This window comes from Streptomyces sp. NPDC002577, assembly GCF_053594815.1.
In genome coordinates this window covers 18,733-27,360 of sequence record NZ_JBSFWK010000076.1, presented here as the reverse complement: position 1 = coordinate 27,360, position 8,628 = coordinate 18,733, and the positions used below count along the sequence as shown (strand labels likewise).

Sequence of the window (8,628 nt, the reverse complement as noted above, 5' to 3'; positions counted from 1 at the left end):
GGGCCATGGCGATCCAGACGCGCTGCCGCTGACCGCCGGAAAGTTCGTCGACATAGCGATCCGCCAGATCGGCGACACCGGTCGACTCCATCGACCGCGCGGGGGCCGGGGACCGACAGGGTCACAACCGTTAACTAGGCGGTGGGCGGCGTGCCTGTGTGGTCCGGTGGTGGCGTGGTTGCGGCTCAGGAGCCGCTGAGCGTGGTGAGGACGCGGTCGTAGGATCCGGTGGCCTCGGCGTAGCGGAGGAACTTGACTTGGTCGACGATGATTTCCTTGGCGTCTGGCTGCGTGTGCAGCAGCGAGACCGCCGCGGAGAGGAAGTCGTCCAGGGGCATGGCCCGGTCATCGTCCTGCTGGCCCATGAGGGTCGTCCGCACGGCTGGCGGGATCACCTCGATCACCTGCACGCTCGTGTCGGCGAGCTGGACGCGCAGGCTCTCGCTGAACGAGTGGATCGCGGCCTTGGTGGCGTTGTAGGTCGGGGTGGCGGGCAGGGGCACGAAGGCCAGCCCGGAGGAGACGTTGATTATGGCGGCGTCCGGGCGGCCGAGCAGGTGGGGCAGCAGGGTCTGGGTCATCCGCAGCGGGCCGAGCAGGTTGGTGCCGATCGTGCGCTCCGCGACGGGCAGCCAGTCCGGGTCTGTGAGGTTCTCGGGGAGCATGACGCCCGCGTTGTTGATCAGGACGTTCAGGTCCGGGTGCGTGCGCAGCAGCGCCCTGGTGGCCTCGGCGACCGAGCCGGGGTCGGTGACGTCGAGCGGCAGGGTATCGAGGTCGGGGTGTTCGTCGGCGATGCGGTCGAGCTGTTCCTTGCGCCGCCCGGCGACGACGACCTTGTTGCCGGCCTGGGAGAGGCGCTGCGCGAGGCCCAGGCCGATGCCGGAGGTGCCGCCGGTGATGAAGATGGTGTTGCCGGTAATCTTCATGATCGTCTCCTTCGGGAAGATCCGGACGGATTCTGTGTGCTGTGTGCGGATGTGGCTGGGGGTTGGGGTGCGGCGGGGCGGCGCGTCCTCTACCGCAGGTGGCCGCGCAAGAATCCGGCCACCTGGTCGAGGGGCCGCTCCGGCCTCGTCGAGGATGGGGGCGAAGCGCTGGAAGACGTGATGGGCTCCGGGGAAGGTCTCCTGGGGAAGGGCGTGCTCAGGCCTGCTGGGAGACGTGCAGGAGTTGGCGAACCTCATCTGCTGGACGAAGTCCGTACGAGCCGCCGACGCCGCCGTATTGGCCTGGTCGACGGTGGAGTTGCTGAGGTCGACGACAGAGCGGAAGGCGCTCGCCGAAGGGAAGGGCGAGGATCCGGGTGATCTCCTCGGCGACCACCACCGGGTCGGCGTCCTCGCCCGGGGTGAACAGGCTCTCGGTGGCCGCCTCGTTGCGGGCGACCAGCGGGTCCAGAATCCGGTACCCGGCGCTGACGCCGGTGGCGTCGGCGGGCCGCGTCGCGTCGGGGAAGTGGTTGGTGCCCTGGGTGAACGGGCCCGGCATGACGATCACCGTCTCGATACCCAGCTGGGCCACCTCGTAGGAGGTCACCACTGCCAGCGAGTCCATCGCGGCCTTCGAGACCGCGTACGGGCCCAGGAAGGGCGGGGTGGTCACCGAGGTGGTGCTGCCCACGTAGAGCAGGGTGCCACGGCCCTGCTCGCGCAGGACCGGCAGAGCGGCCCGGTTGAGCCGCTGGACGCCGAGCGTGTTGACGTCGATCAGGTGGGCGATCTCCTCGGCGGTGAAGGCCTCGACGTAGCCGGTGACCAGATGCCCGGCGTTGTGGATGACGACATCCAGCCCGCCCGCTTCGTCGGTCACGGTCCGCACGGCCCGGTCGGCGGACTCCAGGGAGGTGACATCGAGTTCGACCACCTACAGGTCAAGGTCCTCGGCGTCGGCGAGGTCACGCAACTCGGCCGCGGGGCCGCGTTACGGGTCTCGGGAGCGCGCATCGAGGCGTAGACCCGGTGGCCTGCCCTGGCCAGCGCGCGGGCGGTCAGGTTGCCGATGCCGGAGCCGGCGCCGGTGATGAGTAGGGTGGACATGGTGTCTCACTCCATCTCTGTGACGTGCCCGGGGTGCGGGGCATGGGTGTGGCGGGCGGAACGGGCGGAACGGGCGGTCGGGCGATGCCCCGGTGCGTGCGTCCTGATCCGGTATTCCGGCGGATGCCCTGGGCGGTGTTTTCGTCGGCGGTCCGTTCGCTGTCTGGTAACCAGCTTCCGCCCGGCGCCGGCCTGGAACAACGACGTTCTGATCAACCGGAGTTGAGTGCGGCTAACGAATCTGGTGGAGGGTCGGGACGAACGTCCGCCGACGCTGCGGCAAATCCGTATCGTCCAGCCCGAAGGAACCACACGCGGCTGACAGGAACGCCGATCGTGACGACCATCGTGGTGACCGGGCACATGGACCTGACCAAGGACACCGTCCCCCCTTGCCTGTGCCGCCCTGGACGACCCGCTCAAGCAGTACGCCCGGGATGGCGGTCTCGCCGGTGTCTTCCGCAGCTCGACCTCGTCGGGGTGAGCGGCGAGCCAGTCGCGGACCTTCCTGGAGCCGTGCGCGGAGCGTCCGTCGACCACGAGGTGGACCTTGTGGTCGACGCGGCCGGCGAGGCGGTCCAGGAGGAAGCGGCAGTGGCACGGGGCGCAGCACTCACGGCGCCGGCTGGGCCTGGTCGGCCCCAGCCGAGCGGCATCGATCAGCCCAGCGACGCGGTTGCCGCGCGCAGGCCTCCAGGGCTGCCAGTGCATGTGGCGCGAGCCCGTCCTCGCGATCGCTTTCGCACCACCGGGCGTAGCCCCGCTTGAACGCGAGGACTCCCAGCTCGCCCGCGAGGTGCGCGGTTGGCTCGGGGACACGGCGGGTGATGAGCGCGGCGGTCATGGCGGCCGCGAGACCGACGCTCTTGAGGGCGTCGCGCTCCTGAAGTTCGGTGCTGGCCGCTACGGCTGCTTGGAGTCGGGGTCCGAGTTCGCGGTTCGCCGGCCCCATGGCGCTCGATGCGCGCTCGGGCCCCGCTGCCACCGCCTGGAGCGGGCTGACGCTCGCCGGCGCCGCACCAGAAGCATCGACCGCCAGCAGCCTCACCAGTCAGGTTCCACCTCTTCATCAGCCGGTCGACCTCGGCGAGGGTGAAGATCGTCGCATTCCAGCGCGAGCCATCAGTGAGGTGAACCTCGACATCAACATTGCAGACGTCGTCGAGTGCTTCGTCAGGGCCGAGGAGAAAAAGGGCTTTGAATCCTGTGGCGCTGACGCGGTATTAGGCGCCGTCCCACCCTGCTTCGCCTTGGGCTCTGGTCGTGTTGGTCATCGCTGGAGCATCCCAGCACGCTGGATGGCCATCCAACAGCATATGGGCGGCTGGACTGTGCCTCAGAGCCGACAGCAGGCCCTGCTTCGCGCTGTGGAGGTGGTGTACGGGTTATGGCCGCCCCGCTCACCCACCCGGCCGAGGACACCGACCCCACGGAGAAGGTCGAGGACGGCTCCGCTCCCGGCAGCGATGTCGCCGCCCGGCGGGCATACGAGATCAGACGCCGCCGCTGGGGTCGGATCCACAGCTGCGAGCGCTGGGGCAGCCTCCTTGAGTACGTCCTCCACCAGGCCCGCACCCCAGGCCAGATGCCGAGCGAGGTGCTCCAGACGGTGGTCGGCGCGCTCGCTGCATGCGCCGACGAGGACGCAGTGGCCACCGCGATGGGGGTGCACCTGCCCGCGCTGCACCGCTACGCCCCAGCCCTCCACCGGATTCGTTAGCCGCACTCAACTTCGGTTGATCAGAACGTCGTTGTTCCAGGCCGGCGCTGGGCGGAAGCTGAGTACCAGACAGCGAACGTACTGCGCCGGGCTTGAACGCCGTCGGCGCCCTGGACTGAAGGGAAGATCCCGTGGATCTCTCCAACCGCACCGTTCTCATCGTCGGCGGAACCTCGGGTATCGGGCGGGAACTGGCCCACCGGTTCGCCGAAGCGGGCAGCACCGTGGCCGTCGGCGGCCGCAGCCCGGAGGCGCTCTCGGAACTCGCCGGAGAAGGCTTCGGAACGATCAGCATCGACATCACCGACAGTGCCTCCGTCGCATCCGCCCGGGACGCCGCGCTCGCCCGGTATCCCGAGCTGGACACCGTGGTGACCATGTCGGGGGTGATGCTCCTGGAGGACCTGCGCGACCCCGCGCACTACGAGGCTGCGGCAACGACGATCGACACCAACCTGCTCGGCACCATCCGGGTCATCGACGCCTTCACCCCCCACCTGGTCCAGCGGGGCGCCGGCACCTTCATCACCGTCACCTCCGGCATCGCCTTCCTGCCGTTCCCGCCCATGCCCAGCTACGCCGCCTCGAAAGCCGCGGTGCACGCCTACTCCGAGGCACTGCGCGCGCAGCTCGACGGCACGGGTGTCGGCGTCGTCGAACTCGTCCCCCCGGCCGTGGCGACGGCGGGGCAGGAAAAGGTGAACCCGCACGCGCTGCCGCTCGACGACTTCGCCGCCGAGGTCATGGACCTGCTCTCGCAGAACCCCACCCCGCACGAAATCCTCGTGAAGGGCGTCCTCACGCACCGCTGGGCCGAGCGCGACGGCACCTACGCCGATCTCGTCGCACAGCGAGCCCAGGCCCTGGCCATGCTCCCCGGCCGCGAAGGCTGACGCCCTTCCCCCCTGATCGGCGGCCTCCTCGCTCATGCCCAGACGGCCGAGAGCGCCCATGCCCACGCGGCGACATGCTGTGCCCGGCGGAGCGCCAGGCCGCCTGACCCAGCACCCCACCACGCACCCTCAGCTTGTTGTTTACCTGTAAGGCTGCCGACCTTACGAGAACAAGGAGAAGACCATGTCTGCTACGCCGCTTGAAATCGTCCAGCGTCTCCTGGCAAACCCCACCGACGCCCACAACGTGAACGCGCTGCTGGCCCCCGACGCGAAATACGTGTCGCTGAACTTCGACACCCCTGATCTGAAGCGGATCATGCCGTGGGCCGGCAGCCACGACGAGCCGGGCGCGCTGCTGCAGACCTTCACCGACGTCAACCGATACTGGACCAACGAGGCGTTCGAGATCACCGACTGGATCGTGCAGGGCGGAAGCGTCGCCGCGTTCGGGTCCTTCACCTACCGCTCCACGGTGCTCGGCAAGCAGGTCACCTCCGCCGTCGCTATCCTCGCGAAGGTCGTTGACGAGAAGGTCACCTACATGCAATTCATGGAGGACACCTTCGCCACCGCCCGCTCCTTCCGCTCCGGCGGCACCTGGACTGTCCAGTCCAACCCCGACGGCACGACCATCGAGGTATGAGCCGTGCCACGCTCGGCGTCCCGCACGAACCTGTTGAGCACGTGTTGTGGCTGATCCGTCCGAAGGCATGAACGGGGTTCGCCACGAAACGAGTTGGGCCGCGTCAAGCAAGCCCCCCCTCGCGCTGGTGCGCCCACGCAAGCATGAGTCACTGCCCCAGCTCGCAGCGGGCTTCGGTGTCTCGACCACGACCGCTTGGCGGTACGCCGACGAGACCATCGACATGCACGCCGCCCGGACACCCGGCGTGCACGAGGCATTCGTCGGCCTGGGCGAGGGCGACTTCGCCACTGTCGCGGCACCTCATCCCCACCGACCGCGTCCGCGGCCCGCCACTGATCGGTTTCCTCGCCGACCGGACCGCCCTCGCACCGGCCCTGCTCGCCGTCGCCGCCCTCATGGCCGGGTCCGTGACCCTGGCGGGCGCCGCCCGCTCCACCCCGCCGATCGCGCACGAAGAAGCGGCCGACACCGCTGACGCCGTGCCCGCACACTCAGCACACCAAGGAGGAACCCATGCCGACCGACACATCCGTGATCTCGGTCAGTGACGCCGAACTGCACGACCTCCGCGCCCGGTTGCGGGCCACCCGATGGGCCGAGCCCTGGCCGGTCAAAGGCTGGGAGGCCGGTACCGACACCACGGAACTCCGCCGCCTCGTCGCCCACTGGGCCTCCGGCTACGACTGGCGCCGCCATGAGACCGCCGTCAATGCCCTGCCCTCCCACTTCGCCGACCTCGACGGCACGCCCGTGCACTACCTCCGCTACGACGGCGAACACCCGGGCGCGCTGCCCATCGTCCTGACGCACGGCTGGCCCAGCTCCTTCCTCGAACTCGCGGCCCTCGCCGAACGTCTGGCCACCCCGTCCCGGTTCGGCGGGGCAGCCGAGGACGCCTTCACCGTGATCGTCCCCTCCCTGCCCGGCTTCGCCTTCTCGCCCCAGCGGCCCACGCTCACCGGAGCCGAACAGACCCACAACCTGTGGCACCGCCTGATGCACGAAGAACTCGGCTTCGAACGGTACGCGGCGCACGGCGGAGACCTGGGCGCCGGCATCACCTCCAGGCTCGCCGAGGCCCACCCCGAGGCGCTGGTCGGCATCCACCTGTTGGCCGTGGCCGCCCCGGCTGCCTACGACCCGGACAGCCTCACCACGGGGGAAAAGGACTACCTGGCCTCCGTCGCGTCCTGGCAGGCACAGGAAGGCGGCTACCAGCACCAGCAGAACACCCGCCCTCTCAGCCTCGCCCCCGCCCTGGCCGACTCGCCCGCCGGTCTGCTGGCCTGGATCGTGGAGAAGTACCGCGCCTGGAGCGACAGCGGAGGAGACCTGTCCTCGCGGTTCAGCGACGACTTCGTCCTCACCCAGGCATCTCTGTACTGGTTCACCGGCACGATCTCCACCTCGTTCCGGCCCTACTACGAGTACGCACACGGCCTGACCCGGCGAGTGGAACGGGTGAACGTACCCACGGCTGTCGCCCTGTTCCCCGCGGACCTGAGCCGGCCGCCACGAAGTTGGGCGGAGCGCACCTACAACATCACGCGCTATACGCACATGCCTCGCGGCGGGCACTTTGCCGCCCACGAGGAACCCGGCCTGCTGGCCCACGACATCACCGAGTTCTTCCGCGACCACCGTTCACCCCTGCCCCCGGTCCCACGGTCCCGCGCGTGACTTCGCCCTCGACGACCGCGGCCAGGCCGTCGACGCCTACCTTGCCCGCGCCACCGCCCATTTGCCCGAACCGATGACCGGCCAGCTCGCCCACTGGTTCACCGTCCGGACCGACGGCCACACCCGGCCTCCGCGCAGCCGCCCCCGTTCCCCGCGCACCGTCCGCCACCAGCTGTCCTTCGCCCTGCTACCACCCTCACCACCCACAAACGATCATGATGCGGCGTGCCGGCCAGTCGCTGTGGCAGCTGTCGCACACGCTCTTGCGCCATCCTCCCGGCCAGTCGTCGCGGGTGCGGATGCGGCCGGGTGCGCCGCAGAACGAGCAATTGTCAAGACCTGTGGATTGGTGACCACGTGGCGAGAGACGTCTTGTCGGGGTGTATCGGGCGGGGCGCTCGTCCGACCAGTGGAGTGGTGCCGAGCCCCTGCCGGTCCACCGTGCGGCCGTGGCAGGGCCGGCCGAGGGAGGGCCTGTCGGCGGCGGGTGAAATCATGTTCTTGCAAGATCTTCGTGCAGGGGTGAGCAGGAGTGCGGAAAGCCTCTCAGCTGGCCCGGCCCAAGGTCACGGTGCGGGATCCGGGTGCGAAGTCACCGAAGGACTGTTGCCAGGACTCACCGGGCCAGTGGTACGTCACACGGCCCTCGACGGGCCGGTAGCGGGCTGTGTAGAGCGTTCCCGACCCCTGCTCGTCGACGGATCGATACAGCGGCGGCTTCAGCATCGCCGCCACGTCCGCACCCGCGGCGCGAATGGCGCGCAGCCGCTCCTGCGTCCGCAAGGCCCGCTCCTGCTCGTCGGTCACCGGCAGGTGCTGGTGATTGGCGGCGCAGGCATCCGGCGCCACCGTCGGCGACATATCCGGCCCCACGAACACCGTCACCGCCTTCGCGGGATCGACAAGGGTGAGGTTCTGTGGGACGGCGACCGGCAGGGACCGCAGCCTGCCGACCGCCTCATCGACGGTGTCGCACGTCTCCAGCAGGTAGCGCACCACGATGAGAATGGCGAAGCCACGTCCGTAGACGGAACGTCCGCCGAAGGTGAGCGAGATGGCGAGACCGGCGTCGTTCATCCCGTCCAGCAAGCCCCACAGCACGTCCTGCATCCCGATCACGGGGCGCAGGAAGCAGGAGGAGACGATGGTGCCCTCGCACTGATCGGGCGGGAAGTCATAGTTGCGCAGCAGAGTGCCGTTCTGGCCGATCTGGGTGCAGGACGGGGAGAACGGCCGCAGTGCCGCGTGGGTGAGGAAGACTTCCGCCTCGGGCCGGTCGAGTTGGCCGGCCAGGCGGTCCAGAACCGGGACCAGTTCTGGCATGTGCGCACGGAACAGCGCCCGAACACGGTCCGCGCCCTCCGGAGTCCTGCCCTCCGCGGTCAGCAGGCCCTCCATGTCCTGCCACAGGGCCCGGGCGTGGGCGGCCCACCGCCCGTCGCCGCCGTCGCCGACCTCGATCGCCTGGAAGGTCTTGTGTTGTTGCCGCATGGCTGCCACTCCCCCCTGTGAGAATCGGACGAGGTGGGGGCAACCTAGCTAATTGTGCGGGTAATTCACCAGGTGGCCGCCATCGGCGACGGCCAGGCGCTGGATCTGATGAAGCCGCTGAACGCGAGCGTGGCCGATTCCAAGTGGGCGATTATG

General features: G+C 69.2%; 8 protein-coding genes and 2 pseudogenes. 5 read left to right on the top strand and 5 right to left on the bottom strand.

The genetic code is table 11. From position 1 onward, the window contains the following. The 4 genes and pseudogenes from ACWD4J_RS42860 to ACWD4J_RS42845 all read right to left on the bottom strand — a co-directional run. Nucleotides 1–94, bottom strand: a pseudogene (locus ACWD4J_RS42860) (ABC transporter ATP-binding protein); the annotation flags it as partial. A gap of 91 nt (nucleotides 95–185) precedes the next feature. After that, the gene (locus ACWD4J_RS42855; protein WP_451400977.1) at nucleotides 186–929 is read right to left on the bottom strand and encodes an SDR family oxidoreductase; all 744 of its coding nucleotides are present in this window, start codon (nucleotides 927–929) and stop codon (nucleotides 186–188) included. Between the two features lie 217 nt (nucleotides 930–1,146). Beyond that, nucleotides 1,147–1,866 (bottom strand): SDR family NAD(P)-dependent oxidoreductase, encoded by a 720-nt coding sequence (locus ACWD4J_RS42850; protein ID WP_451400976.1) that lies wholly within the window; start codon nucleotides 1,864–1,866, stop codon nucleotides 1,147–1,149. 832 nt (nucleotides 1,867–2,698) lie between these two features. After that, nucleotides 2,699–3,090, bottom strand: a pseudogene (locus ACWD4J_RS42845) (TetR family transcriptional regulator); the annotation flags it as partial. A gap of 336 nt (nucleotides 3,091–3,426) precedes the next feature. Here ACWD4J_RS42845 and ACWD4J_RS42840 point away from each other — a divergent pair. The 5 genes from ACWD4J_RS42840 to ACWD4J_RS42820 all read left to right on the top strand — a co-directional run bounded on the left by ACWD4J_RS42840 (nucleotide 3,427) and on the right by ACWD4J_RS42820 (nucleotide 6,981). Further along, nucleotides 3,427–3,759 carry a hypothetical protein gene (locus ACWD4J_RS42840; protein WP_451400975.1) on the top strand — a complete coding sequence of 111 codons (333 nt, stop codon included), beginning with the start codon at nucleotides 3,427–3,429 and terminating at the stop codon, nucleotides 3,757–3,759. 131 nt (nucleotides 3,760–3,890) lie between these two features. After that, complete coding sequence (locus ACWD4J_RS42835) at nucleotides 3,891–4,652, top strand: SDR family oxidoreductase (RefSeq protein WP_451400974.1); 762 nt, start codon at nucleotides 3,891–3,893, stop codon at nucleotides 4,650–4,652. 184 nt (nucleotides 4,653–4,836) lie between these two features. Then, nucleotides 4,837–5,298, top strand: a complete 462-nt coding sequence (locus tag ACWD4J_RS42830) for a nuclear transport factor 2 family protein (protein WP_451400973.1) — start codon at nucleotides 4,837–4,839, stop codon at nucleotides 5,296–5,298. A 67-nt stretch (nucleotides 5,299–5,365) separates the two neighbouring features. Continuing rightward, the gene (locus tag ACWD4J_RS42825) at nucleotides 5,366–5,776 is read left to right on the top strand and encodes a transposase family protein (protein ID WP_451400978.1); all 411 of its coding nucleotides are present in this window, start codon (nucleotides 5,366–5,368) and stop codon (nucleotides 5,774–5,776) included. 38 nt (nucleotides 5,777–5,814) lie between these two features. Next, nucleotides 5,815–6,981, top strand: a complete 1,167-nt coding sequence (locus ACWD4J_RS42820; RefSeq protein WP_451400972.1) for an epoxide hydrolase family protein — start codon at nucleotides 5,815–5,817, stop codon at nucleotides 6,979–6,981. A gap of 546 nt (nucleotides 6,982–7,527) precedes the next feature. Here the strand turns inward: ACWD4J_RS42820 and ACWD4J_RS42815 are convergent. After that, nucleotides 7,528–8,472 carry a C45 family autoproteolytic acyltransferase/hydolase gene (locus ACWD4J_RS42815; RefSeq protein ID WP_451400971.1) on the bottom strand — a complete coding sequence of 315 codons (945 nt, stop codon included), beginning with the start codon at nucleotides 8,470–8,472 and terminating at the stop codon, nucleotides 7,528–7,530. Nucleotides 8,473–8,628 lie beyond the last annotated feature (156 nt).